Raw genomic sequence first — 24,773 nt, forward strand, 5'->3', positions numbered from 1 at the left:
TTACCCTGACCGGCGTGACCACGACCAGCGCCGCTCCCGGCACGACGCGCGCCCGCCTCGCCGCCGCCCGCCTGTACCTCTGCACCGACGCCCGCGAGGACCGCGGCGACCTCGAGGACTTCCTGCACGCGGCGCTCGCGGGCGGGGTCGACGTCGTGCAGCTGCGCGACAAGTCCCTCGACGTGGCGCGCGAGCTCGAGCTGCAGGAGGTCGTGGCCCGCGTCGCGGCCGAGCACGGCGCGCTGTGGGCGGTGAACGACCGGGCCGACGTGGCGGCGGTGACGGGGGCGCCCGTGGTGCACATGGGGCAGCGGGACCTGCCCGTCCCGGCCGTGCGGGGGCTGCTCGGTGCGGCCCCGGTGCTGGGCCGCTCCACGCACTCGGCGGCGCAGGCGGCGCAGGCCGAGGCGGACCCCGAGGTCGACTACTTCTGCGTGGGCCCGCTGTGGGCCACGCCCACCAAGCCCGGCCGCGCCGCGGTGGGCCTCGACCTGCTGCGGGAGGTCGCCGCGACCCGTCCCGCCACGCCGTGGTTCGCGATCGGAGGCGTCGACGCAACCCGGCTCGGCGAGGTGCTCGACGCGGGCGCGGACCGGGTCGTCGTCGTGCGGGCGATCACGCAGGCGCCGGACCCGGAGCGTGCCGCGCGCGAGCTCCGCGAGCGCCTCGGCTGACGACCCTCTCCCCGTCGGGCGCTCTCCCCGTCGGGCGCGGGTCGCCGATGGGGAGGTCTCCCCGTCGAATCCTCTCGCCCCGGGCGGGCGGCCCGTGCCAGGGTGAGGCCGACCCCCCTCACGGCCGGCGACGGCCGCCCGGAAGACGGAGCACCCATGACCGCACGGCCCTTCGCCCGCGCCCGCACGGCCACCGCGCTCGCCCTCGCCGGCTCCCTCCTGCTCGCCGGGTGCACCGGCGAGGCGGACGACGACGCGACCGCCACGACGGGCGGCCCGGAGCAGGGCGCGGACGCCGAGCAGGCCGCGGCCGACCCCGGCACGGCGACCGTCGCCGACCAGGCGATGGCCGAGCAGAAGCTCGCCACGCCGCACGGCTCGGACGCCGCCCCGGGCGGCGAGGTGACCGTGACGCTGCGCGCGGTCGAGGTGGGCGACGGCGTGATGACGGTCCGCTGGGCGCTGCGCTGGGACGACGACGCGGCACCGGCCGACGCGGGCGTCAGCTGGTACGACATGTCCGTCGAGCCCGCGACGACGGTGACCGACCGCGCGGGGCTCAAGGCCTACCGCCCGTTCTGCACCGAGGGCGCCTGGCAGGAGGACACCGACAGCGCGACGGACGCGGCGCTCGCGCAGATCCGGTGCCGCGAGTCGATGCTCGTGTCCCCGCTCGAGAAGCACTCCTTCGAGTTCCCCAACCACGGCGCGGTCGAGGTGTCCGCGGTGCTGCCCGCGCCGGAGGGCGAGCCCGCGACCGTCGACGTCCTGCCCGCCGAGGGCCTGCCGCTGTTCACGGACGCGACGGTCACCTACCGCGACGGCGCCGCCGAGTGAGCGTCCGCCGCGCCGTCGCCCCGCTCGCCGCGGCCCTCGCGCTCGTCGCCGCGGGTGCGGTGCCCGCCGCGGCGACGACGGACCCGTCCGCCTCGCCGGCGGCGACCGGCTCCGCGGCCGTGGCCGACCCCGACCTGCTGACGGCGGCCGCGGACGCGCTCGCGGAGGCCCGCGCGCGGGTGGAGGGAGCGGAGACCACCCCGGAGATGGCGGCCGACGCGGCGGTCGACCTCCGCGCGGCGGACTCCACGTTCGCGCTGCGGCCGGACGACTCCACCACCGTCCTGGAGAAGAAGCGGGAGAAGAAGGAGGACACCGTCGTCACGCTCACCGCCGACCTGCTGTTCGAGTTCGGCGAGGCCACCCTCACGCCGGAGGCGAGGGCGGCGGTGGCGGAGCTCGCCGAGGACGTCCCGCAGGGCGCGACGGTGCGCGTGGACGGGTACACCGACTCCGTGGGCGCGGACGCGTTCAACCGGAGGCTCTCGACGCAGCGCGCGACCGCCGTCGCCGACGTGCTCGGGGCCGAGCGCCCGGACCTGGCCCCGAAGGTCGAGGGGCACGGCGAGCAGGACCCGGTGGCGGAGAACGAGGTCGAGGGCGAGGACAACCCGGCGGGCCGAGCGCTGAACCGCCGCGTGGAGGTGACCTACCCGACGCGGTGAGCGGGCCGACGGCGGGTGGCGCGCCGCTACGATGGGTCGGTGACGTCTCCCGCCACCGACTCCCCCCGCCCGGTCCTGGTCGTCGACTTCGGCGCCCAGTACGCTCAGCTCATCGCACGCCGCGTGCGCGAGGCCAGCGTCTACTCCGAGATCGTGCCGCACACGTTCACCACGGAGCAGATGCTCGCCAAGAACCCGGCGGCGATCATCCTGTCGGGCGGGCCGTCGTCGGTGTACGCCACCGGCGCGCCGTTCGTCGACCCTGCGCTGTTCGAGGCGGGCGTCCCGGTGCTCGGCATCTGCTACGGCTTCCAGGCGATGGCCCAGGCGCTCGGCGGCACCGTGGCCCAGACGGGGCAGCGCGAGTACGGCGGCACCGAGGTCGAGGTCTGCGAGGCCGGCGTGCTGCTGGCCGGCACGCCCGACCACCAGACCACCTGGATGAGCCACGGCGACTCCGTGCACGCGGCGCCCGCCGGCTTCCAGGTGCTGGCCACGTCGTCCGGCTCGCCCGTCGCCGCCTTCGAGGACACCGGCCGCCGCCTGTACGGCGTGCAGTGGCACCCGGAGGTCAAGCACTCCGCCCACGGCCAGGCCGTGCTGGAGAAGTTCCTCTACGAGGGCGCCGGCCTGAAGCCCGAGTGGACGGCCGGGAACGTCATCGCCGACCAGGTCGCCGCGATCCGCGCGCAGGTCGGTGACGCCCGCGTCATCTGCGCGCTGTCCGGTGGCGTCGACTCCGCCGTCGCGGCCGCCCTGGTGCAGCGCGCCGTCGGTGACCAGCTCACCTGCGTGCACGTGGACCACGGCCTGCTGCGCGAGGGCGAGGTCGAGCAGATCGAGCGCGACTTCGTCGCCTCCACGGGCGTGAAGCTCATCATCCGCGACGAGAAGGAGCGGTTCCTCACCGCCCTCGCCGGGGTCAGCGACCCGGAGACGAAGCGCAAGATCATCGGCCGCGAGTTCATCCGCGTCTTCGAGGACGCGCAGCGCGACATCGTCGCCGAGGCGGGCGCGCACGGCGAGGAGGTCAAGTTCCTGGTGCAGGGCACGCTCTACCCGGACGTCGTGGAGTCGGGCGGCGGCGAGGGCGCGGCCAACATCAAGAGCCACCACAACGTGGGCGGCCTGCCGGACGACCTGCAGTTCGAGCTGGTCGAGCCCCTGCGCACCCTGTTCAAGGACGAGGTCCGCGCCGTGGGCCGCGAGCTCGGCGTGCCGGAGGAGATCGTCGCCCGCCAGCCGTTCCCCGGCCCCGGCCTGGGCATCCGCATCGTCGGCGAGGTCACGGCCGAGCGCCTGGCCACCCTCCGCAAGGCGGACGCCATCGCCCGCGAGGAGCTCACCAGGGCGGGCCTGGACGGCGAGATCTGGCAGTGCCCCGTGGTGCTGCTGGCCGACGTCCGCTCCGTCGGCGTGCAGGGCGACGGCCGCACCTACGGCCACCCGATCGTGCTGCGCCCGGTGTCGTCGGAGGACGCCATGACGGCCGACTGGACGCGCCTGCCCTACGACGTGCTGTCCGTCATCTCCACCCGCATCACCAACGAGGTGAGCGAGGTCAACCGTGTGGTGCTCGACGTGACGAGCAAGCCGCCGGGCACCATCGAGTGGGAGTGACACCCCGCGGCCCCGCCCCCCGGAAGGGGAGCGGGGCCGCGGTCGTTCCCGGGGTCGCGGTCAGGAGATCGCGAACGAGCTCGCCCGGTTGTCGAGCGCGCCGAGCCGGCCGGTGCGGTCCACCCAGCCCGTGTGCGTGCCGTTCTTCGACGCGCCGTCGAACAGCTTGATGTCGCAGTGGTTGTACGTCCGGACCGACGTCACCTTGTTGGACATCGCGCCGAGGACGGAGCCGCCCTCGTTGTCGGTGGTCTTCGCCGTGCAGCCCACCTTGTACTTCGGGTTGAAGATGACGACCTGCCGGCCGGAGTAGTTCGCCCCGTCGTACAGGCGGGCGACGACCAGCCCCTTGCCGGGGGAGTACGGCTTGCAGCCGAACGTCCCGTCGAGGACGGCGCAGTACAACGTGCTCGACGACGCGGTCGCGGCGACGTCCTGGACGGTGACGGGCCTGTCGCTCGCCACCTTCTGGACCTGGACCGGGGCGGCGCCGTCGTCGGGCGCCGCCGTGGCGGCCGGGCCGGTGAGGCCCAGGGCCGCGATCGCCGCGAGCCCGCCGACGACGGCGGCGAGCCGTGCGCGGCGGGTGCGGGTGCGTGTCGTGATGGTCATCGTCGCTCCTCACGTCAGCCGGCGATCCCCTGGTCGCCGGTCTGCGAGTGACAGAGGGGGCCGCGCCCGCGGGTGATACGCCGGGGCATCGATCGGTGCGTGGCCAGGGCCGTCACCCGCGACGGGCCCGCGGGACCGACGTCAGCGGGCGAGCGCGGCGGCCCGGTCGTAGGCGGCGGCCACGTCGGCGAGCACCCGCGGCCACGACGTCGCGAGCTCGGCGGTGCGGTTGTGGGCGACGATCGCGTCGAGCAGGTCCGGGTCGTCGGCGAGCCGCACCAGCGCGTCGGCCAGCGCGGCGTCGTCGTCCACGAGCAGCGCGTCGCGGCCGTCGACGAGGCGCTCCGCCACGCCCGACTGCGACCGGCTCACCACCGCCAGGCCCGCGGCCTGCGCCTCCAGGGCGGCGATGCCGAACGCGTCCTGCACGGCCGGGGCGACGAACACGTCCGCGCGCACGTACAGGCGCTTGAGCTCGGTGGGGGTGAGCCGCCCGACGAGGCGCACGACGTCCGCCAGCCCGCGCTCGCGCACCCACCGGCGCGCCTCCGCGAGCTGCGGCCCGTCGCCGCCGATCGTCGCGACGAGGCGCCCGGGCGCGCGGTCGTGAGCCACGGCGATCGCCTCGAGCATGGGCAGCACCCGCTTGCGCGGCGCGAACCGGGTGGCGGACACGACGTGCACCTCGTGCCCCTCGGCCCGCTCGCCGCGCTCGACGCGCGGCAGGCGCCACGCCTCGACGTCGATGCCGTTGCCCAGCACCGACACCCGTTCCGCGGCCGCGGCAGGGCCGAGCCGGCGGCCGACGACGCGGCGCAGGGGAGCGGCCGTCATCTCGCTCACCGCGGACCACTGCACCGGCCACGCGGACCAGCCCGTCAGCCGGTCGAGCCCCGCGAACGCGCGCTCCCAGCCGCCCCACACGCTGTGCACCGTGAGCAGGGCCGGCAGGCCCAGGCGGGTGACGGCGCGCAGCGACGCCTCCACGGTCGGGGCGAGCACGCCCATGTGCAGGTGCACGACGTCGGGCCGGCGACCGTCGGCCTCCAGGGCCCGCAGCCGCGCCACGACGTGCCGCGTCGCGCGCGGGTGCACGGGGTACCCGCCGGGGACCCGCGCCGCGACGCGGTGCACGACCACGCCGTCCTCGTCCCGCGCGGTGGTGACGCCGTGGGCCCCGCGCGCCGCGGGGGTCGTCGTGATCACCTCGACCTCGTGCCCCGCCTCCGCCTGCCGGCGGGCGAGCCGGGCCACCTGGGTCTCGATGCCGCCCAGCAGCGGCAGGTAGGAGTCGGAGACGTGGACGATGCGCACCGGGTCATCCTGCCATCGCGACCGGCGCGGTCACCTGCGGCTTCACCGAGCCGGTCCCGCGCGAGAGCGCTACCGTGCCAGGAGCAGTACCTGCGCATGCATCACGGCCCACCTCAAGGAGAAGGTGCGACATGTCGAGCACTGTCACCGTCCAACCCCCCAAGGGCGTCCGGGGCATCGGTCTGATCACCCTCATCGCTGGCATCGTCATGATCGTCGCCGGCGTCGTGGTCTGGATCGTCGTCTCGCAGACGCTCTCCGACGAGCAGATCACCGTGTCGGACGACGCGAGCATGTTCGCGGGCCAGCACGTGTCGGGCCCCTTCACGGCCTACGCGCAGGCCGAGGTGATCAACAAGCACGCCCTGGAGGCCTCGGGCGGGCAGACGTACGCGGAGCTCCCGCAGGACGACCCGACCCGGGACACGGTCATGCAGGCGTCCTTCCTGCGGGCGTCGCTGTTCACCTCGGTCGTGGCGTTCGGCGTCTGCGCCCTCGTCATCGGCCTGGGCATCGTGTTCCTCCTGCTCGGCAGCGCGCTACGCAGGCTCGCTGGCGGGCCGCAGATGGTGATCGACTCGGGGCCGGTCACCTCGGGCGGCGACCTCTCGCACGCCGCCCACCGCGCCGACCCGGTCGAGCCGGCACGGCCCAGCACCCCGGCCCCGCCGCCCGAGCGGCCGACCACCCGCCCCGCCCCCGAGGCGCCCCCGGCCGGGACCACGCCCCCTCCGTCCACGTCGTCGACACCTCCGTCGACGCCCCCGGAGAACCCGCCGTCGGCCCCGCCGGCCGGGAGCAGCGGCTCGCCGACCGCCTGAGGTCCGCGGCCGCCCAGCACGACGACGCGGTGGTGACCCCCACCCGGGGGTCACCACCGCGTCGTCGTGCTGCGCGTCAGCGGGCGGACGTCGTGCGGCGCCGGCGGCGCACCGCGCTCACCACCGAGCCGATGACGAGCAGCACGCCCGCGGCGGCGAGCAGCACGATGGCGGCGAGCTCGACGTCGATGTGCATCCCCGCGCCGTTGGCGACCAGGCCGACGCCGAACGCCACCACCAGGAAGCCCCACACGATCGTGCTGGCCCGCGGGCCGGGGCTCGGGGCGTGGCGGTCGTCGACCGGGCCAGCCGCGGCCGCGGGTACGTCCGTCGGCGTCGCGGGCGGCACGTCCGCCGCCGCGGCCGTCGCGGACCCGGCCGACTGGTCGTACGCCGGCTGGTCGTACGCGGGCTGGTCGTACGCGGGCTGGTCGTACGCCGGCCGGCCGGGGGCGGGCTGGCCGTACGCAGGCCGGTCCGGCTGGTCGAAGATCGACAGCGGGTCCTCGGGCCCGGCCACGGGCAGCGCCCGGGTGGCGTCCGTCGTCGCGAAGGCCTGCGTCTCGTCCGGGGACGGGAGGGCCTGGGTCTCGTCCGGGGACGGGAGGGCCTGGGTCTCGTCCGCGGCGGGGAGGGCCTGGGTCTCGTCCGCGGCGGGGAGGGCCTGGGTCTCGTCGCCGCCGTCCGTGAGCCCGGGGTCGGGCGTCGTGGGCTTGTCGTCGCTCATCGGGACTCCTCGATGGTCAGGTCGCCGGCGCGGACGTCGACGTCGAGCACCAGGCGGGCGCCGCCCGCGGTGTGCACCTCGTCGGTGGTGAACCGCGCCGGGCCGTTGGTGTAGGTGTTCACGGAGTTGTCCTGACCGTCGGCGCGCCAGGTGGCGTTGCCGGCGATGACCTGGACGTCGGCCTGGACGGCCTGGTCGGCGGGGATCAGCACCTGCGTGCTGCCCGCGGCCATGGAGATCGGCACGACGACGGGGTCGCCGGGGGTGACGGAGCCGAGGTCCAGCTCGGTGAGGTCGACGACGGCGCTGCCGAACCGCACGTTGACGCCGTCCTCCGCCTCCTCGATCGACCGCGGGGTGACGGTGCCGTCGCTGACGACGGTCGCGGAGCCCGACTCCTGCGGGCCGGCGTCCCAGAAGTCCCACGAGCCGCGGGTACCGGCGAACGGCCAGGTGATGACCCCGGCGATCAGGGCGAGGATCGCGAAGAAGGTCAGCATGCCGCCGCGGCGGCCGCGCAGCCCGGTCACGACGAGCCCGACCCCGAGGACGACGATCGAGATGCCCAGCCAGGTGGGGCCGAGCGGCAGCCCGAGGTTGTTCGTGCGGTCGGCGACGAGCAGGAGCGCGCCGGCGAGGAGCACCAGGCCGAGGACGATGCCCACGGCGCCCGCACCCGGCCCGCGGCGCACGGGTCGCGGCGGCCGCGGCGGTGCCGGGGGAGCGAGCGGTGCCGGGGCAGCGAGCGGCGCGGCGGGGGCCGGCGCCGCCGCCCAGGAGCCCGTGGCTGCCGGGGCGGGCGGCTGCGGCAGGGTGGGCGCGGCCAGGTACGGCGCGGGGGGCGCCGGGGCGAACGAGTCCGTGGGCACGGCGCCGGACGGGCCGCCGGCGCCGTACGGCATCCCGGTGTCGGAGGTGCCGCCGCCGGCGGTGCCCGACGGGGCCGGGGCCGCGGTCCCGGGGGCCGGCGTCGAGGCGTACGGCGTCGCCGGGTACGGCGTCGCGGGGTACGGCGGGGCGGGCGGCACGTTCGGGCCGCCGGAGCGCGGCTTGCGGTCGCGGATCAGCTTGACGATCAGCCAGACGATGGCGACCCAGACGGCCACCCAGAGGATGCCGGCGACCCAGTCGAAGAAGCGTCCGCCGCCCCACGACCAGAAGCCGTCGCCCCACGCGAAGCCGACGATCAGCGCGACGACCGCCCCGAGCAGCGCGACGTCGAAGTCGCCGCGGAACGCCTGCTGGAGGTGGATCCGTCCGTCCCGCTCCGGGAGCAGCGCCCACGCGATCGCGTAGATGACGATGCCCGCGCCGGTCAGGAAGAAGCTGAGGATCAGCAGCCCGCGCACCAGCAGGGGGTCGAGGCCGAACCGCTCGGCCACACCGCCCGCGACGCCGCCGACCCACCGGTCGTCGGACCGGGTGACGCCGAGGCGGCGGATGGAGTCGAAGAAGCCGTCGCCGCTGCGGGGCGGCACGGGCCCGCCCGTGGCGGGGGCGCCGCCGGCGCCGGGCTGCGGCCCGGGCGGCTGGGGGAGGTCGTCGGTGCTCATGGCTCCATCCTGACGACCGGGGCGGCGTCGCGGCATCGGGTGCTGCCCTGAGGGGACCCTGATTCACCGGGCCCGGCCACCCTGAAACCTCGGGATCCCGCGCCCGGGGGCGCCCCTGACGTGCCAGGATCGGGAGGGTGAGCACCGACCGTCCCCCGCGCCTCCCGCTGCGCCGGCCCCCGCGGGGCCGGATGCTCGGCGGCGTCGCCGCGGGCCTCGCCGCGCACCTGGGCCTCCCGGTCCTCGTGGTGCGCCTCGCCTTCCTCCTGCTCACCCTGGCGGGCGGCGCGGGCGCGGTGGCGTACGTGTTCTGGTGGGTAACCGTGCCGTCTGGCGACCCGAGGCTGGCCGCGGACACCACGCCGACGTCGCTGCAGCGGCTCGCGCCGCGGCTGCGCCTGCGGGGCCCGGTCGCCGCGCTGCCGGTGCGGGACGTCCTCATCGGGGCGGCCCTCATCGCGGGCGCGTTCATCCTGGTCGCGATCCGCGCGGGCTGGGACGTGGGCGCGTCGTGGGTGCTGCCGGCCCTCGTCGCGGTGGGCGGGCTGGCCCTCGCCTGGAGCCAGCTCGACGCGGCGCAGCGCGGTCGCACGGGGGATGGCGGCGGGCACGCGCGGCGCCCCACGCTCGTGCTGCGCCTCGTGGGCGGCGTCGTGCTCGTCATGGTCGGCGTCCTGCTCCTCATCGGCCAGGACGCCCCGGTGCCGGTGCTGCTGCAGGCGGGCGCGGCGTCCCTCGCGGTGCTGGCGGGCGCGGCGCTCATGCTGGCGCCCTGGTGGCTGCGGCTGGTCCGCGAGCTCGGCGACGAGCGCGCGGCGCGCGCCCGGGAGGCCGAGCGCGCCGACATCGCGGCCCACCTGCACGACTCGGTGCTGCAGACCCTGGCCCTCATCCGCTCGCGCGCGGACGACCCGGAGGCGGTGGCGCGCATGGCCCGCGCCCAGGAGCGCGAGCTGCGGGAATGGCTCTACACGGACCGGACCGCCCCCGGCACGTCGCTCGCGGCCGAGCTGCGGGCCCTCGTCGCGGAGGTCGAGGACGGCCGCGCCGTCGAGGTCGAGACGGTCGTGGTGGGCGACTGCGTGCCCACCGAGGAGACGTCGGCGCTGCTGCAGGCCTCGCGCGAGGCCCTGGTCAACGCCGTCGTGCACGGCCGGCCTCCCGTGACCGTCTACCTCGAGGTGACCGACGGCGCCGTCGAGGTGTTCGTCCGTGACCGCGGCGACGGCTTCGAGATGGACGACATCGCGCCGGACCGGTTCGGGGTGCGAGAGTCCATCCTGGGCCGCGTGCATCGGCGCGGCGGCACGGCGGACGTCACCAGCCGCGAGGGCTGGGGCACCGAGGTGCGGCTGCGCATGCCGCGCGACGGCCAGGCCTCGCCCGCCGCTCCCGCGCCGTCCACCCCGTCGGCCGAGGACGGGACGCCCGCCCCGACCGCGGTGCCGACCGGCACGACGACCAGTGACACCGACGAAGGAGCACGCACGTGAGCGCCACGCCCGACGCCCCCCAGCCGCCCACGGGGCCGGTCCCGGTCGTCCTCGTCGACGACCACCACATGTTCCGCACCGGCGTGCGCGCCAGCCTGGACGGGCGGGTGGACGTGGTCGGCGAGGCGGCCGACGTCGACCAGGCCGTCGCCGTCGTGCACGAGCTGCGGCCCCCCGTGGTGCTGCTCGACGTGCACCTGCCCGGCGGCAACGGCGGCGGCGGCGCCGAGGTGGTGCGGAGGTGCGTGGACCTGCTGGGCGGCACGAAGTTCCTCGCGCTGTCCGTCTCGGACGCCGCGGAGGACGTCGTGGCCGTCATCCGCGCGGGGGCGCGCGGGTACGTCACGAAGAACATCTCGGCGTCGGACCTGTCCGGCGCGGTGGTGCGGGTGGCCGGCGGCGACGCGGTGTTCTCGCCCCGGCTGGCGGGCTTCGTGCTCGACGCGTTCGGCACGGCGGCGGGCGACGTCGCGGTGGCCGACGACGAGCTGGACCGGCTGTCCAAGCGCGAGCAGGAGGTCATGCGCCTCATCGCGCGGGGCTACTCCTACCGCGAGGTGGCGAGCGAGCTGTTCATCTCCATCAAGACGGTGGAGACCCACGTGTCCGCCGTGCTGCGCAAGCTGCAGCTGTCCAGCCGCTACGAGCTCACGCGGTGGGCCGCCGCCCGGCGCCTGCTCTGACCTCGTCGAGGTAGCGGTCGACGACGACCTCGACCAGCTCGGCGGGCGCCTCCGCGCCCGCGACCAGCAGCGGCGCGGTCGTGACGTCGCCGCCGGCGCGCGCGGCGAGGTCCGCGAAGAAGCCGGGCGCGAGCAGGTAGGTCGCGACGACGACGCGCCCGGGGGCGCCGGCGCGGGCCGCGGCGACGGCCTCGGCCGCCCGCGGTGTCGCGTTCGCGATGTACCCGACGGTGACGGGCCGGCCGACCCGCGCCGCGAGGCGGGCCGCGGTGGTCTCGCAGTCGGCGACGGCTCGGGCGTCGCTGGACCCGGCGGCCGCGAGCACCACGGTGTCGTCGGCGCGCAGGCCGGCCTCGTCGAGGCGCCGCACCAGCAGGTCGACGAGCCGGTCGTCCGGGCCGAGCGCGCCGCCGAGGACGACGTCGTCGCCGGCGTCGGCCGCCGCGTCGACGTCCTCGCGCAGGTCCACGTGCACGTGGTACCCGGCGGACAGGAGCAGCGGCACGACGACCGTCGCCGCGGCGGCCGGGTCGTCACGCAGCCCCGCGAGGCAGGTGGGCACGTCCGGCTGCTGCACGTCGACGAAGCCCGCGTGCACGGGGACGCCGGGGACGCGCGCGGCCACCGCGTCGACCAGCCTCGCGACGGCCGCCGCCCCGGTGGCCGAGTCCGTGCCGTGGGAGATCGCGAGCAGGGCGGGGGCGGGCTCGGGCAGGTGCGCGGTCACGGGAGCGACGCTACGCGGCGCGTCGGTCGGCGCGGTTGCGGCCGCGTGAACCACCGTCACGACGACCTCACGGCGGGCGCCTGCCCGGCGTGAGCCGCGACGGCAGCGGTCGGGACGGCGCCGTGGTCGGGCAGGGCGTCGGCCCACGCGGGGCTGCGCCGCACGACGTCGCCCACGACGGTCACCGCGGGCGCCCGCACGCCGACGGCGAGCGCCCGGTCCGCGATGTCCGCGAGGGTGCCCACGGTGGTGCGCTGGCGCGGGCCGAAACCGTCCTCCACCACGGCGACCGGCGTGGCCGCGGGCCGTCCGGCCGCGACGAGCGCGCGGGCGGTCTCGGCGAGCCGGGTGACGCCCATGAGCAGCACGAGGGTGTGGTCGGTGCCGCCGGGGACCTGCCCGACGTCGTCGTGCCCGGTGAGGATGCTGAACCCGCGGGCCAGGCCACGGTGGGTGACGGGGATGCCGGCGGCGGCCGGCACGGACACCGCGGAGGTGACCCCGGGCACGACCTCCACCTCGATGCCGGCGGCGCGGCAGGCGTCCAGCTCCTCGCCGCCGCGGCCGAACACGTAGGGGTCGCCGCCCTTGAGGCGCACGACGTCCCGCCCGGCGAGGGCGTGCTCCACCAGCAGGGCGGAGATCTGGTCCTGCGGCACCGGGTGGTGGCCGGACGTCTTGCCGACGTCGACCACCTCCACGTCGTCGCCGAGGCCGGCGAGCAGGGCGCGGGGCGCGAGGCGGTCCACGACGACGACGTCCGCGGTCGCGAGGAGCCGGCGGCCCCGCACCGTGACGAGGCCGGCCGCGCCGGGCCCGCCGCCCACGAGGGCCACCCGCCCGCGCCGCGAGGGCGCGTCGTCCGCCGGTGCCGCGTCGTCGGCGGGGCGCACCGCGCGCAGGGGCAGGCTGCCGTCGTCGAGCCCGACGACGACGGCGTCGCGCACCCGCACCGCGCGCCGCGGGTCCCGCGCCGCCGTGACGGCGACGGTGAGGTCGCCCGCCGGGCGGCCCGCGGCGTCCGTGACGGGCGTGCGGGCCACCGCCGGCACCCACGCGCTGCCGAGGCCGGCGTCGCCGGCGGTGACGCAGAACGTGCGCAGCTGCTCGGCGTCGCCCGCCACGCGGGCGTCCACGTCGGGGTCGCCGGTGGCCGTGTGCACGAGCCAGGCGCCGTCGAGGTCGCCGTCGCAGTACCCGCGCGTGACGCGCTCGATCGTGCCCGCGGAGACCAGCGCCGCCAGGTCGGGCACGACGTCGGGCGCGATCACCCGCACGCGGGCGCCCGCGGCGAGCAGGCCGCGCACGCGGCGCAGGGCCACGGGCCCGCCGCCCACCACGATGACGAGGCGGCCGGCGACGCGCAGGCCCAGGGGATAGGTGTCGTGCGGCGCCGCGGGCCGCGCTCCACGGGTTCCGGCCACCGTCGTCCTCCGCTCGGTCATACGTGCAGCCCGCACTCGGTCTTGTCGCGCCCGGCCCAGCGCCCGGCGCGGGCGTCCTGCCCGGCCTCGACGCGCTGGGTGCACGGCTCGCAGCCCACCGACGGGTAGCCGTCGCTGAGCAGCGGGTTGACGACGACGCCGTGCTCCCGTGCGTACTCCTCGACCTCCTCGTCGGTCCAGGCCGCGAGGGGGTTGATCTTCACGACGCCGTTCTTGTCGTCCCAGGCGACGAGCGGCGCGTTGGCGCGGGCCGCGGTCTCGCCGCGCCGCACGCCGGTCGCCCACGCCTCGTAGCCCTGCAGCGCCTGGCGCATGGGCGCCACCTTCCGCATGGCGCAGCAGGCCTCGGGGTCGCGGTCGTGCAGGCGCGGGCCGTGCTCGGCGTCCTGCTGCGCGACCGTGAGCTCGGGGCGCACGTCGACCACGTCGACGTCCATCTCGATCTCGACGGCGCCGCGCGTGCCGAGCGTCTCCGCGAAGTGGTAGCCGGTGTCGCCGAACAGGACGTCGACGAACGGGAGCTGCCGGGACACCAGGTGCGCCAGCACGAGGTCCTGCATCGACGACGCGACCGCGAGGTAGGGGCCGAACTCCCGCACCGCCCATGCCACGACCTCCACGGCCGTGGCCTCGGGCCGGTCGCCGTCGGCGTGCAGCTGGGCCCGCCCGCGCTCCACGACGTGGCGCAGCTCCTCGGGGGAGCGGCGGTGGCGCGCGGCGCGGGCGTGCTGCCGGGTCTCGCGCGCGGAGTCGCGCGCCTCCGCCCGGGCCCGGACCTGCGCGAGCCGGTCGGTCCCGGAGCCCGCGGGGGACAGGAGCGTGACGGGGGACGCGACGTCGACGGCGGTCATCGCAACGCCTCCTCGTCGGCCCGGTGCGCCCACTGCGCGAACGTCTCGTCGCCGGCGTGCTCGGCGTCGTAGCGCCGCACGACGCGCTCCACGTAGTCGCCGACCTCCGCGGCCGGGACCTTGAGGCCGCGCACCGTGCGGCCCAGCTCCCCGGCGTCGCGGCCGGCGCCCACGAGGCCGCCGCCCAGGTGCACCTGGAAGCCCGGCATCTGCTCGCCGTCGACCGTGATGATCTGGCCCTTGAGCCCGATGTCGGCGGTCTGGATCCGGGCGCACGAGTTGGGGCAGCCGTTGACGTTGAGCTCGATGGGCCGCCCGAGACGCGCGGTGACGTCGCCGAGCCGGTCCTCCAGCTCGCCGATGACGCGTGCCGCGGTGTCCTTGGTGTCGACGATCGCGAGCTTGCAGAACTCGATGCCCGTGCAGGCGATGGTCGAGCGGCGGAAGAGGCTGGGGCGGGCGGTGAGGCCCAGCGGCTCCAGCCCGTCGAGCAGCTCGTCCACGCGGTCGGCCGGGACGCCCAGGACCACGACCTTCTGGTGCGCCGTGAGCCGTGCCCCGTCCGCGCCCACCCGCTCGACGAGGTCCGCCAGCCCCGTGAGGGTGTTGCCGCCGACCCGCCCGACGACGGGCGCGGCACCCACGTAGAACCGGCCGTCCTTCTGCTCGTGCACGCCGACGTGGTCGCCGGGGCGGGTGGCCGGGGCGGGTGGCGGGCCGTCGGGCAGCGCGTAGCCGAGGTACTCGCTCTCCAGCACCTCGCGGAACTTCTCTGTGCCCCAGTCCGCGAGCAGGAACTTCAGGCGGGCCTTGTTGCGCAGCCGGCGGTAGCCGTAGTCGCGGAAGATGCGGATGACGCCGTGCCAGACGTCGGGAGCCTGCTCCTCGGTGACGAACACGCCGAGCCGCTCGCCGAGCCGGGGCGTCGTCGACAGCGCGCCGCCGACCCACAGGTCGTAGCCCGGGCCGAGCTCCGGGTGCACCACGCCGACCAGCGAGATGTCGTTGATCTCGTGCACGACGTCGAGGCTCGGGTGGCCGGTGATCGCCGTCTTGAACTTGCGCGGCAGGTTCGCCAGCTCGGGGTCGCCGATGTAGCGGCGCTTGATCTCGAGGATCACGGGCGTCGGGTCGATGATCTCGTCCGCCGCGATGCCCGCCACCGGGCTGCCGAGGAAGCCGCGGGGCGAGTCGCCGCACGCCGTCGTCGTCTCCAGGCCCACCGTGTCGAGGCGGCGCCAGATCTCCGGCATGCTCTCGATCTCGATCCAGTGGTACTGGATGTTCTGCCGGTCGGTGATGTCCGCCGAGCCGCGCCCGAAGTCCGCCGAGATGCCCCCCAGCACCCGCAGCGCCGCCGGGTCGAGCAGCTGTCCGTCCGAGCGCACCCGTAGCATGAAGTAGCGGTCCTCGAGCTCGTGCGGCTCGAGCGTGGCGGTGCGGCCGCCGTCGATCCCGGGCTTGCGCTGCGTGTACAGGCCCCACCAGCGGAAGCGGCCGTGCAGGTCGTCGTCGGCGATGGAGTCGAAGCCGTCGCGCGCGTAGATCGTCTCGATGCGCTCGCGGACCCCGAGCGGCGCCGCCTCCTGCTTGAACACCTCGTTGTGGTTGAGCGGCTCGGAGCCGTCGATCTTCCACTGGCCGTTCGGGCGGGTGGCGCGCGGCGGGCGCACGCGTGCGGAGGGGGCGTTGTCGCTGGTGGCGGTGGGTGCGGTGGCGGTGGTCTGCGTCGTCATCTGGGGGAGTTCCTCGGTCCTCGGGGGCGGGGACGCGCGACGACGAGCGACTCAGCAGGGGTGGGCCGAGGACCGACGGCGCGCGCCGGTGCTCAGGAGCCGCGGGGTGGCGGCGGGGCTGAGGTAGGGCGCGATCAGCGACAGCAGCACAGACAGCTGCGCATGCTGCGACGCACGCACGCCGGCATCTCGTGACGAGTCGTCACGAGGAGGCGGTGCGCGGCCGTGGTCATGGCGACGACGGTAACCGGTCGAGGGCGGGTTGCGCGAGACCGGGTCCACATCGTGGGACCACATGCTGGGACGGCCGGTGAGACGCTTGCGCCGGGCGGCCCGGGTGTGACATGTGACCGGTTGCGGACACCCGTGTCAGATCCCTGTCCCCGCGCGGATAGGGTGGCGGCATGGAGTTCCTCTACCACGTCTTCGTCGCCCTCCACTTCGTGGGCTGGGCGATCGTCCTCGGCGGCTACATCGCGTCGATCAAGGGTCCCGGCCTGTACCGCGGGGTCTTCCACGGCGCGGCGACGGCCCTCGTCGCGGGCGTCGTCATGGTCGGCATCGCCGAGATGGGCGACCTCTGGGCCGACGGCGGCCCGAGCATGGCCAAGATCGGCGTCAAGCTCGTGATCGCGCTGATCATCACCGTCCTCGCCTTCCTCGCCCGGCGCCAGGGCGCCAAGGGCGACAACGGCACGGGTGCGGTCAGCCCGGCCCTCAAGCACTCGATCGGCGCGCTGACGCTGGTCAACATCCTGGTCGCCGTCTTCTGGTGAGCCGTTGAACCTCCTCGGTGAGGTGCTGGTCGGGCTGGCGATCGCCGTCGGCCTGGTCGGCATCGTCGTGCAGGTGCTCCCCGGCAACGTGCTCGTGCTGGGGAGCATCCTCGTGTGGGCGTGGGTCACCGGCGGCACGACGGCGTGGGTGTGCTTCGCCGTCGCCGCCGTGGCGGTCGTGCTCGCCGAGACCGGGCAGTGGCTGCTCGCCGGCCGGCACATGCGCCGCGCGGCCGTGCCCTGGAGCACCCTCGCGATCGCCGGCGTCGCCGGGGTCGTCGGGTTCTTCGTCGTGCCCGTCGTCGGGCTCTTCCTGTTCTTCGCCGGCGCGGTGTTCCTCGTCGAGCTCGCCCGCCGGCGCGACGCCGCGGTGGCCTGGTCCGCCACGCGCGCCGCGCTCAAGGCCACCCTCATCACGATCGGCGTGCAGCTCGCCGGCGGGCTCGTCGCCACCGTCGCCTGGGTGGTCGGGCTCGTCCTCACCTGAGCCCGAGAGGAGCGCCGCCCTCAGCCCACGGGAGCCGGGCCCGCGACCCGGAACTGCACGAGGTCGACCACGTCGCCGTCGCCGATGCCCGGGTAGTGGTGCGTGCGCAGCGCGTCGCGCAGCTGGTCCGCCGTGCAGTTCTCCGGGGCGGCCTGCTCGTCGGTGATCTCGGCGAACCGCACCTGCTCCACGGACTCGACCATGCCGGGCAGGGAGCGAAGGCGGTCGTCGAACTCGAACAGGAGGGTCACGGGCCCGGGGCGCGACGGGTCCCGGAACCGGGTGGTGGCAGTCTTCGTCCCGGCGACGACGGCGTCCCAGTGCCGGGCGGCGAACCGCAGGAGGCGGGGCGGGGCCGCCTCGCGGCGCTCGTAGGCGTACGGCAGCAGCTCGCGGGCGCGAACCACGACCAGGCCCGCGCCGTCGGGCACGATGACGAGCGCGTCGGGGTGCTGGTCGACCAGCACCTGGCGGCACCGTCCGCACGGCGCCAGGACCCCGCGCCCGCCGTCGCCGACCGCGACGATCCCGGCCACCGGGAGGGCTCCCGCGGCGGCCGCGACGCCGAGGGCGACCATCTCCGCGCACGGTCCCCCCGTGAAGTGGTGCACGTTGACGCCGGTGTGCACGCGGCCGTCCACGTCCATGACGGCGGCCGCGACGGTGTGCAGCCCCGTGCCGTCCTCCGGCAGCCGGCGCGCGGCGACCACGGCGGCGTCGAGGAGGAGCTTCTCGGGAGGGAAGAGCACGCGACGGACCGTACACCGCCCACCCGTCGACGTCGCCGGGTGGATGCTCCGACGTGAGGCGGGGAGGTCCCGAGCGCGTGACGAGCAGGGGCGAGCGGAGCCCGCGCCGTCAACCGGCGGGGTTCTCCGAGACGTAGAGCGTGTTGCCGTCGGGGTCGCGGAACGAGAACATCGGCGGCGCCGAGTCCCAGAGCAGCAGGTCGCCGACGTCCGCGCCGGCGCCCGCCAGCGCCGCGTGGGCGGCGGGCGCGTCGGGCGTCACGAGCCGGATGCCCGTGTCGACGCCGGCGGGCAGGCCGTCGCCGGCGCGCACCAGGGCGAGCGAGGTCGGGGCGCCCGGGGCGGCGACGTCGATCCAGCGGAAGCCGGGCTGCAGCTCGGCGTCGAAGCGGACCTCGAGGCCGAGCGCGCCGGTGTAGAAGGCGAGCGCCGCGTCCTGGTCGCGGACGGGGACGGCGACCGTGTGGACGCCGGTGAATCGGGCGGTGGGCATCGGTGCTCCTCTGTTCCGGCCGCGCCCGGGCACGGGGCGGCTCCTCGTCCCTTCGACGTCGCGGAGGGGGCGGACTCATCGGTGGGGTGCGGCCGGGCCGGCGGCGCTTAGGGTGTCCGACGCAAGGACGGTGCGGGCGAGGGAGCGGTGATGGTGCAGGACGGCGGGACCCAGGGTGCGGGCGGTCACGACGAGCGGTGGGTGGTGCGCGTCGCGACGCTCGACGAGCTGGACGCGCGGACCGGCTACGAGGCGTGGCGGCTGCGCCAGGACGTGTTCGTCGTCGAGCAGGCGTGCGCTTACCCCGACCTGGACGGCCGTGACGCGGAGCCCGGGACCCGGCACGTCGTGCTGCTCGACGAGGAGCGGGGCGGCCGCGTGGTCGCCACGGCGCGCGTGCTCGACGACGGCGACGTGCAGCGCATCGGCCGCGTCGTCTGCCACCCCGACGTGCGGGGCACCGGGGCGTCCGGCGTCCTCATGCGGGCCGCGCTGGACGTGGCCACCGCCGCCGCGCCGCGGGCGGACGTCGTGCTCGGCGCGCAGTCCCCGCTGACCGGCTTCTACGGGCGCTTCGGGTTCGCGCCGGACGGGCCGGAGTACCTCGAGGACGACATCCCGCACACCCCGATGCGCCTGCGCCGGTAGTCAGGCGCCACGAGCGCCACGAGCGCCGCGACGGGCACGATCGGCCGGGCGGCCCGCCCACGCGGTCAGCGCTTCGGCGAGCCCGTCCGCGGAGTCCTGCCCGACCCACGCCACGTGGCCGTCGGGGCGCACCAGGACGGCGGTCGGCGCCTCGACGGCGCCCAGCACGGGCAGCACCCACGGTCCGTCGGAGGTCGCCCGCACGTGCCGGACCCGGCCGGACCAGGGACCGGCGTCCAGGGCAGGGCCGCCGAGCTCCAGGAGCACCGGCCGCGCCCGGTGCAGCAGCTCGAACACCCGACGCGCGCCGGCGCCGCCGTCCGGCGCCGACAGATCGAGGTCCGGCATCCGCCGCCCCCGCAGCGGGTGCCCCTCGCCGAGGTCGTAGGTGACGTCCAGCCCGGTGACCAGACCCGCGACCGGGGTGCCCGCCCCGTCGACGGCGAGCACCGCGTCGAGCAGGTCGCGCAGCGCCTCCTGCCGGGGGTCCGACCGCTGGAACAGCGACTGCGCCATCGTGTAGCCGAGCGCCCGGGCCCCGGCAGGGTGGCGCTCTGCGTGGTAGCTGTCGAGCAGCTCCTCGCCGGCGACGCCGCGCACCACCTGACCGAGCTTCCAGCCGAGGTTCACGGCGTCCTGGATCCCGAGGCCGATGCCCTGCCCGCCCGTGGGGGAGTGCACGTGCGCCGCGTCCCCGGCGAGCAGCACCCGGCCGACGCGGTACGACGCAGCCTGCCGGGTGGCGTCGGTGAAGCGCGACAGCCAGGACGGGTCGCGCACGCCGAAGTCCGTGCCGAACACGTCGGCGAGCCCGCGGCGCAGGTCCTCCAGGGTGGGTTCGGCGGTCGACGGCGCGGCCTCGGTCAGCACGACCCGCACCGTGCCGTCGTCCATCCGGAAGAGCCCGTGCGTGCCGCGCTCGTCGACCCTGCCGGTGCGCTCCAGGTCGCCGTCGACCCGGACGTCGGCGATGAGCGTGCTGCGGGTCGCGTCGGGCCCCACGAGGTCGATCCCTGCCGCGCGCCGGACGGTGCTGCGCCCGCCGTCGGCCCCCACGACGTACCGAGCCCGCACCGCCTCGCCGGAGCCGAGCAGGACGCGGGCGCCCTCGTCCTGCTGCGCCACGTCCTCGACCTCCGCGTCGCGCCGGACCGGCGCCGCGAGCTCCTCGGCCCGAGCGAGCAGGAGGCGCTCGATGCGGCCCTGGGGCAGCGCCAGCGTGTACGGGTGGCGGGTGGGCAGGCCGCCCAGCGGCAGGCGGGTGCCGCCGAACGTCACCGCCGGGACGGTGGTGCCCTCGGCGAGGAACCTGTCGGCGATGCCGCGCTGGTCGAGGAGCTCGATCGTTCGCGCGTGGAACCCGCCGCCGCGGGAGCCGACGAGGTCCTGCGTGGAGCGGCGCTCGAGGACGACGACGTCGGCCCCGGCGAGCCGCAGCTCAGCAGCGAGCATCAGCCCCGTCGGCCCGCACCCGACCACCGCGACGTCGTGCATCGTGATCCCCCGATCGCTCGCCTCCCGCCATCGTGCCTGGTTCCCCGGGTGTCGGCCGCGGAGCCTAGTCTTGGTCCACGATGACCTCCCTGTTCGACAGCCTGTCCCTGCCCGGGTTCGACCACGCCGCGAAGGACGACACCGCACGCCTGCCGTCCACCGCCCCGCGCTGGGACGACGACGCCGCCGACCCGTCGTCGGGCGCGCCCGCGTGGGTGCGCGACGCGGCGTCGGAGGCGCACGACGGCGGGGGCGAGGACGGGCGGCCGCGGTCGCGCGGGGCGTTCTCCCACCTGGACCCGGACGCGCTGGTGGAGGGCCTCAACCCGCAGCAGCGGGCCGCCGTCGAGCACCACGGGTCGCCGCTGCTCATCGTCGCGGGCGCGGGGTCGGGCAAGACGCGCGTGCTCACGCACCGCATCGCGCACCTGCTCGCGACGGGCCGGGCGCGCGCGGGGGAGATCCTCGCGATCACCTTCACCAACAAGGCCGCCGCGGAGATGCGGGAGCGCGTCGAGCACCTGGTGGGCCCGGCGGGCGGGCGGATGTGGGTCTCGACGTTCCACTCCGCGTGCGTGCGGATCCTGCGCAAGGAGGCCAAGACCCTCGGCCTGCGCTCCAGCTTCTCCATCTACGACGCGGCGGACTCCCAGCGGCTCATCACGCTGGTGACGCGCGAGCTGGACCTGGACCCGAAGAAGTACCCGGCGCGCTCCCTGGCGCACAAGATCAGCGACCTGAAGAACGAGCTGATCGACCCGGACACCTACGCGCGGCAGTCGGGCGCCGACACGGCCGAGCACGCCGACGCCGCCGAGCCGCCCGCCGCGGGCTGGCGCGCACGGGCCGCGGGCGGCGGCCTGGCCGACGGCGGGGCGCCCGAGTTCGACACGGTGCTGGCCGACGTCTACCGGCGCTACCAGCAGCGGCTGGCGCAGGCCAGCGCCCTCGACTTCGACGACATCATCATGACCACGGTGAACCTGCTGCAGGCGTTCCCCAACGTGGCCGAGCACTACCGGCGCCGGTTCCGGCACATCCTCGTGGACGAGTACCAGGACACGAACCACGCGCAGTACATGCTGGTGCGCGAGCTCGCGGGGGCGACCGCCGACGGACCCGGCGTCGACGGCCTGGACCCGGCCGAGCTGACGGTGGTGGGCGACGCCGACCAGTCCATCTACGCGTTCCGCGGCGCCACGATCCGCAACATCGTGGAGTTCGAGGAGGACTACCCGGACGCCACGACCATCCTGCTCGAGCAGAACTACCGCTCCACGCAGACGATCCTGTCCGCCGCCAACGCCGTCATCTCGCGCAACCCCGACCGCAAGCCGAAGCGGCTGTGGACCGACGCGGGCGCGGGGGAGAAGATCGTCGGCTACGTGGCCGACGACGAGCACGGCGAGGCGCGGTTCGTCGCGGAGGAGATCGACCGGCTCGGGGACGCCGACGGCGTGCGCCCCGGCGACGTCGCGGTGTTCTACCGCACCAACGCCCAGTCCCGGGCGCTGGAGGAGGTGCTGATCCGCGTCGGCCTGCCCTACAAGGTGGTGGGCGGCACCCGGTTCTACGAGCGCCGCGAGATCAAGGACGCCATCGCCTACCTGCGCGCGCTCGCGAACCCCGACGACGACGTCAACCTGCGCCGCGTCCTCAACGTGCCCAAGCGCGGGCTGGGCGACAAGGCCGAGTCGCTGGTCGCGTCGTTCGCGGACCGGGAGCGGCTGTCGTTCGGGGCGGCGCTGGAGCGCGCCGACGAGATCGGCGGCATGACGACCCGCACGTCCAGGCCCCTCATGGCGTTCCGCGACATGATGCGCGACCTGCGCGCGCTGGTGGACGACGGCGAGCCGCCCGCCACGATCCTCGGCGCGGTGCTGGACCGCAGCGGCTACCTCGCCGAGCTGCGTGCGTCGGACGACCCGCAGGACGCGTCGCGCGTGGAGAACCTCGCCGAGCTGCACGCCGTCGCGGCCGAGTTCAGCGAGCTGGACCCCGAGGGCGACCTCACGGACTTCCTCGAGCGCGTGTCCCTGGTGGCCGACGCCGACCAGATCCCCGACGAGGACGTCGCCGACGGTGAGGCGGAGCAGGAGCCCAAGGAGGACCAGGGCGTCGTCACCCTCATGACGCTGCACACCGCCAAGGGCCTGGAGTTCCCGGTCGTCTTCCTCACGGGCATGGAGGACGGCACGTTCCCGCACATGCGCTCGCTGCACGACGACTCCGAGCTCGCCGAGGAGCGGCGGCTCGCGTACGTCGGGATCACGCGCGCGCGCCAGCGGCTGTACGTCACGCGCTCGGCGGTGCGGTCGGCGTGGGGCATGGCGAACGAGTTCCCGCCCAGCCGGTTCCTCGAGGAGGTCCCCGAGGAGCTGTGGGACTGGCGGCGGCGCGAGTCGTCCACCCAGTACCTGCGGCGCGGCGGTTCGGCCTGGGGCGGGTCGGGTCGCGACCGGCGTGGTGGCGGCTCCGGGAGCACCTGGTCGCCGGAGCGGCGGTCGTCGGGCAGCACCTCGGGCGGCACGTCGGGCGCGGGCGAGCGTCGCTCGCCGTCGTCGGGCGTGGGCGCGCGGCTCGGCCGGCCCAAGGACGGAGCGGCGGCGGGTACGGGCGCGACGTTCGGCTCGGCCACGCCGCGCAAGGACGCGGACGTCCCGTCGCTGGACGTCGGCGACAAGGTCACGCACGACGCGTACGGCGTCGGCACGGTCGTCTCCCTGGAGGGCAGCGGGCCCAACTCCGTCGCGCGCATCGACTTCGGCGCGGACGGCACCAAGCGACTGCTGCTGCGGTACTCGCCGGTCACGAAGCTCTGATGTCGCCGGGCGGGGGCGCGCCGCCGCTGGCATCGTGACCGTGTGCTGCTGGACGCGAGGACGCTGCGCGGTCTCGCCGACGGGACGGTGACCCACACCTACCGCCGGTGGGCCGTGGTGCGGGTGCACGCCGGGTCGACGATGCGCACGCGGGTGGGCGTGGTCGAGGTGACGGCCGTGGACCCGGTGTCCCTGGAGACGGTGGACGACGCCTACGCCCGCGGTGCGGGATTCCGCACGGCGACGACGGCACGCGCCTGGATCGAGCGGCGCGGCGAGGGCGACCTGTACCGCGTGGGGCTGCGCCTGGCGGGGCCGGACCCGCGCGTCGCGCTGCGGGAGGACGACGACCTCGACGACGACGCCGTGGACGCCATCCGCGCCCGGCTCGCGCGCATGGACCGCGCCGCGCCCGCGCCGTGGACCCGCGACTACCTGGAGCTCATCGAGGCGCGGCCCGCCGTCGTCGCGCGCACGCTCGCCGAGGGGCTGGGCATGGAGCGCGACCCGTTCAAGATCCGGGTGCGGCGGCTCAAGGAGCTGGGCCTCACGGAGAGCCTCGACGTCGGCTACCGGCTCTCGCCACGCGGGCGCGCCTACCTGGGGCGGACCGGGCGCCGGTAGCCGGGTGGTCGGGCCGCCGGCAGGCGGTGCGCCGTCCTGCTGCCCCGGCCCGCGGCCTCAGGCCGCGCGGTCCTCCCGCGCGGCAGCGTCGCGAAGAGCGGGGACGTCGGTGCCGGCGTCGCGCAGGGCGGTCTCCAGCACCCGGCCGCCGGGGCAGTCGGCGCGCAGGACGCCGAGCAGCAGGTGGCGCTCGTCGATGCCCTTGTCGCCGAGGCGGACCGCCTCGCGGAGCGCGAGCTCGAGCGCCTTCTTCGCGTCGGGGGAGAACGGGTGGTGCGACCGCTGCCGCCGCGGCTTGCCGGCGCGGTCGAGGGCGCCGCGGCCGAAGACCTCGTCGGTGCGCTTCCGGACCTCGTCGAGGTCGACGCCGACGGAGGCCAGCGCGGCGCCGTCGAGGGTGTCGTCCGACTCGACGGCGCGCCGGCAACGGGCCTCGACGTCGGCCGGCTCCAGCCCGGCGGCCCGGAGGGCGGCGGCCGCGGAGCCCCCGCGACGGGCCAGGGCGACGACCAGGTGCCGGGTGTCGATCGTCGCGGTGCGCAGGTCGACCGCCACCTCCTGGGCGTCGACGACGACAGCGCGTGCGTCCTTCGTGAACCTCTCGAACATCAGATCCTCCTGCCGTGCTTCTTGTGGACGGCCTGCTTGGTCACGCCGAGCGCGTCCGCCACGTCCTGCCACGACCAGCCGAGCGTCCGGGCCCGCTCCACCTGGAGCGTCTCGAGCCGGTCGGCCAGGTCCCGCAGCGCGCGGACGGCCCGCAGGCCCTCTCCTGGGTCGTCGCCGGCGGCTGCACCGACGAGCGTCTTCTCCGTCATGGCGTCAACTATGGTTGACGCTTCCGATAGTGTCAACCCTGGTTGACGCCGACCTGGCAGGATAAGCGCCGGGCATGCCCGGCGAGCCCCCTGACGCGTCGGGC

25 protein-coding genes are annotated in these 24,773 nt (G+C 75.9%); 12 read left to right on the top strand and 13 right to left on the bottom strand.

Features of this window, described 5'->3' with window-relative positions; genetic code table 11:
* Positions 1 to 14: 14 nt before the first annotated feature.
* From thiE to guaA, 4 genes are all read left to right on the top strand, one after another.
* A complete protein-coding gene (thiE, locus tag ACFU5J_RS05965) occupies positions 15 to 674 on the top strand; it encodes a thiamine phosphate synthase (RefSeq protein ID WP_430578104.1) in 660 nt (219 codons plus the stop codon).
* Between the two features lie 156 nt (positions 675 to 830).
* Positions 831 to 1,511: a hypothetical protein gene (locus ACFU5J_RS05970; protein ID WP_430578105.1), complete on the top strand. Its 681-nt coding sequence runs from the start codon at positions 831 to 833 to the stop codon at positions 1,509 to 1,511.
* Positions 1,508 to 2,176, top strand: coding sequence for an OmpA family protein (locus ACFU5J_RS05975; protein ID WP_430578106.1), 669 nt, complete (start codon positions 1,508 to 1,510; stop codon positions 2,174 to 2,176). The genes ACFU5J_RS05970 and ACFU5J_RS05975 overlap by 4 nt, the downstream gene beginning before the upstream one ends.
* Before the next feature lie 39 nt (positions 2,177 to 2,215).
* A complete protein-coding gene (guaA, locus tag ACFU5J_RS05980) occupies positions 2,216 to 3,796 on the top strand; it encodes a glutamine-hydrolyzing GMP synthase (RefSeq protein ID WP_430578107.1) in 1,581 nt (526 codons plus the stop codon).
* A gap of 60 nt (positions 3,797 to 3,856) precedes the next feature.
* On the opposite strand, the gene ACFU5J_RS05985 is transcribed toward guaA, so the two are convergent.
* Both ACFU5J_RS05985 and ACFU5J_RS05990 read right to left on the bottom strand, forming a co-directional pair.
* Complete coding sequence (locus tag ACFU5J_RS05985; protein ID WP_430574676.1) at positions 3,857 to 4,408, bottom strand: hypothetical protein; 552 nt, start codon at positions 4,406 to 4,408, stop codon at positions 3,857 to 3,859.
* Positions 4,409 to 4,549: 141 nt separating this feature from the next.
* Entirely contained in the window at positions 4,550 to 5,722 is a 1,173-nt protein-coding gene (locus ACFU5J_RS05990) for a glycosyltransferase family 4 protein (protein ID WP_430574677.1), read from the bottom strand.
* Positions 5,723 to 5,853: 131 nt separating this feature from the next.
* Between ACFU5J_RS05990 and ACFU5J_RS05995 the strand changes: the two genes are divergently transcribed.
* The gene (locus ACFU5J_RS05995; protein ID WP_430578108.1) at positions 5,854 to 6,543 is read left to right on the top strand and encodes a hypothetical protein; all 690 of its coding nucleotides are present in this window, start codon (positions 5,854 to 5,856) and stop codon (positions 6,541 to 6,543) included.
* A 76-nt stretch (positions 6,544 to 6,619) separates the two neighbouring features.
* Here ACFU5J_RS05995 and ACFU5J_RS06000 read toward each other — a convergent pair whose 3' ends face one another.
* Together ACFU5J_RS06000 and ACFU5J_RS06005 are read right to left on the bottom strand one after the other, a co-directional pair.
* Positions 6,620 to 7,270 (bottom strand): hypothetical protein, encoded by a 651-nt coding sequence (locus ACFU5J_RS06000; RefSeq protein WP_430578109.1) that lies wholly within the window; start codon positions 7,268 to 7,270, stop codon positions 6,620 to 6,622.
* Complete coding sequence (locus ACFU5J_RS06005) at positions 7,267 to 8,823, bottom strand: PspC domain-containing protein (RefSeq protein WP_430578110.1); 1,557 nt, start codon at positions 8,821 to 8,823, stop codon at positions 7,267 to 7,269. Before ACFU5J_RS06005 ends, ACFU5J_RS06000 begins: the two co-directional genes overlap by 4 nt.
* Positions 8,824 to 8,960: 137 nt before the next feature.
* Between ACFU5J_RS06005 and ACFU5J_RS06010 the strand changes: the two genes are divergently transcribed.
* The gene (locus ACFU5J_RS06010; RefSeq protein WP_430578111.1) at positions 8,961 to 10,316 is read left to right on the top strand and encodes a PspC domain-containing protein; all 1,356 of its coding nucleotides are present in this window, start codon (positions 8,961 to 8,963) and stop codon (positions 10,314 to 10,316) included.
* Between the two features lie 68 nt (positions 10,317 to 10,384).
* Entirely contained in the window at positions 10,385 to 10,999 is a 615-nt protein-coding gene (locus ACFU5J_RS06015) for a LuxR C-terminal-related transcriptional regulator (protein ID WP_430575360.1), read from the top strand.
* Here ACFU5J_RS06015 and ACFU5J_RS06020 read toward each other — a convergent pair.
* From ACFU5J_RS06020 to ACFU5J_RS06035, 4 genes are read right to left on the bottom strand one after another with little or no spacing between them, the layout of a single operon-like run.
* Entirely contained in the window at positions 10,965 to 11,726 is a 762-nt protein-coding gene (locus tag ACFU5J_RS06020; protein WP_430578112.1) for a sirohydrochlorin chelatase, read from the bottom strand. The two genes, ACFU5J_RS06015 and ACFU5J_RS06020, sit on opposite strands and share 35 nt — an antisense overlap.
* Before the next feature lie 56 nt (positions 11,727 to 11,782).
* Positions 11,783 to 13,171, bottom strand: a complete 1,389-nt coding sequence (gene cobA, locus ACFU5J_RS06025; RefSeq protein WP_430578113.1) for a uroporphyrinogen-III C-methyltransferase — start codon at positions 13,169 to 13,171, stop codon at positions 11,783 to 11,785.
* Complete coding sequence (locus ACFU5J_RS06030; RefSeq protein ID WP_430578114.1) at positions 13,168 to 14,022, bottom strand: phosphoadenylyl-sulfate reductase; 855 nt, start codon at positions 14,020 to 14,022, stop codon at positions 13,168 to 13,170. The genes cobA and ACFU5J_RS06030 overlap by 4 nt, the downstream gene beginning before the upstream one ends.
* Positions 14,019 to 15,758 (bottom strand): nitrite/sulfite reductase, encoded by a 1,740-nt coding sequence (locus tag ACFU5J_RS06035; RefSeq protein ID WP_430578115.1) that lies wholly within the window; start codon positions 15,756 to 15,758, stop codon positions 14,019 to 14,021. The genes ACFU5J_RS06030 and ACFU5J_RS06035 overlap by 4 nt, the downstream gene beginning before the upstream one ends.
* Positions 15,759 to 16,162: 404 nt before the next feature.
* Here ACFU5J_RS06035 and ACFU5J_RS06040 point away from each other — a divergent pair, with 404 nt between their 5' ends.
* The gene (locus ACFU5J_RS06040) at positions 16,163 to 16,534 is read left to right on the top strand and encodes a hypothetical protein (RefSeq protein WP_430574686.1); all 372 of its coding nucleotides are present in this window, start codon (positions 16,163 to 16,165) and stop codon (positions 16,532 to 16,534) included.
* Between the two features lie 4 nt (positions 16,535 to 16,538).
* On the top strand, positions 16,539 to 17,021 hold the full coding sequence (locus tag ACFU5J_RS06045; RefSeq protein ID WP_430574687.1) for a DUF456 domain-containing protein: 483 nt from the start codon (positions 16,539 to 16,541) through the stop codon (positions 17,019 to 17,021).
* A gap of 20 nt (positions 17,022 to 17,041) precedes the next feature.
* Here ACFU5J_RS06045 and ACFU5J_RS06050 read toward each other — a convergent pair whose 3' ends face one another.
* Both ACFU5J_RS06050 and ACFU5J_RS06055 read right to left on the bottom strand, forming a co-directional pair.
* Positions 17,042 to 17,770 (bottom strand): ASCH domain-containing protein, encoded by a 729-nt coding sequence (locus tag ACFU5J_RS06050; RefSeq protein ID WP_430578116.1) that lies wholly within the window; start codon positions 17,768 to 17,770, stop codon positions 17,042 to 17,044.
* Between the two features lie 109 nt (positions 17,771 to 17,879).
* Positions 17,880 to 18,263 carry a VOC family protein gene (locus ACFU5J_RS06055; protein ID WP_430574689.1) on the bottom strand — a complete coding sequence of 128 codons (384 nt, stop codon included), beginning with the start codon at positions 18,261 to 18,263 and terminating at the stop codon, positions 17,880 to 17,882.
* Positions 18,264 to 18,413: 150 nt separating this feature from the next.
* Between ACFU5J_RS06055 and ACFU5J_RS06060 the strand changes: the two genes are divergently transcribed.
* Positions 18,414 to 18,911, top strand: coding sequence for a GNAT family N-acetyltransferase (locus ACFU5J_RS06060; RefSeq protein ID WP_430574690.1), 498 nt, complete (start codon positions 18,414 to 18,416; stop codon positions 18,909 to 18,911).
* Here ACFU5J_RS06060 and ACFU5J_RS06065 read toward each other — a convergent pair whose 3' ends face one another.
* Entirely contained in the window at positions 18,912 to 20,405 is a 1,494-nt protein-coding gene (locus ACFU5J_RS06065; RefSeq protein ID WP_430578117.1) for an FAD-dependent monooxygenase, read from the bottom strand.
* A gap of 80 nt (positions 20,406 to 20,485) precedes the next feature.
* Between ACFU5J_RS06065 and ACFU5J_RS06070 the strand changes: the two genes are divergently transcribed.
* Positions 20,486 to 23,227 (top strand): UvrD-helicase domain-containing protein, encoded by a 2,742-nt coding sequence (locus tag ACFU5J_RS06070; protein ID WP_430578118.1) that lies wholly within the window; start codon positions 20,486 to 20,488, stop codon positions 23,225 to 23,227.
* Between the two features lie 42 nt (positions 23,228 to 23,269).
* Positions 23,270 to 23,851 carry a hypothetical protein gene (locus tag ACFU5J_RS06075; protein WP_430578119.1) on the top strand — a complete coding sequence of 194 codons (582 nt, stop codon included), beginning with the start codon at positions 23,270 to 23,272 and terminating at the stop codon, positions 23,849 to 23,851.
* A gap of 57 nt (positions 23,852 to 23,908) precedes the next feature.
* On the opposite strand, the gene ACFU5J_RS06080 is transcribed toward ACFU5J_RS06075, so the two are convergent.
* Both ACFU5J_RS06080 and ACFU5J_RS06085 read right to left on the bottom strand, forming a co-directional pair.
* On the bottom strand, positions 23,909 to 24,460 hold the full coding sequence (locus tag ACFU5J_RS06080; protein ID WP_430578120.1) for a Clp protease N-terminal domain-containing protein: 552 nt from the start codon (positions 24,458 to 24,460) through the stop codon (positions 23,909 to 23,911).
* On the bottom strand, positions 24,460 to 24,669 hold the full coding sequence (locus ACFU5J_RS06085) for an RNA polymerase subunit sigma-70 (protein ID WP_380320433.1): 210 nt from the start codon (positions 24,667 to 24,669) through the stop codon (positions 24,460 to 24,462). Before ACFU5J_RS06085 ends, ACFU5J_RS06080 begins: the two co-directional genes overlap by 1 nt.
* Between the last annotated feature and the right edge of the window lie 104 nt (positions 24,670 to 24,773).

Source organism: Isoptericola sp. NPDC057559 (assembly GCF_042801555.1).
Taxonomy (GTDB): Bacteria; Actinomycetota; Actinomycetes; order Actinomycetales; family Cellulomonadaceae; genus Isoptericola.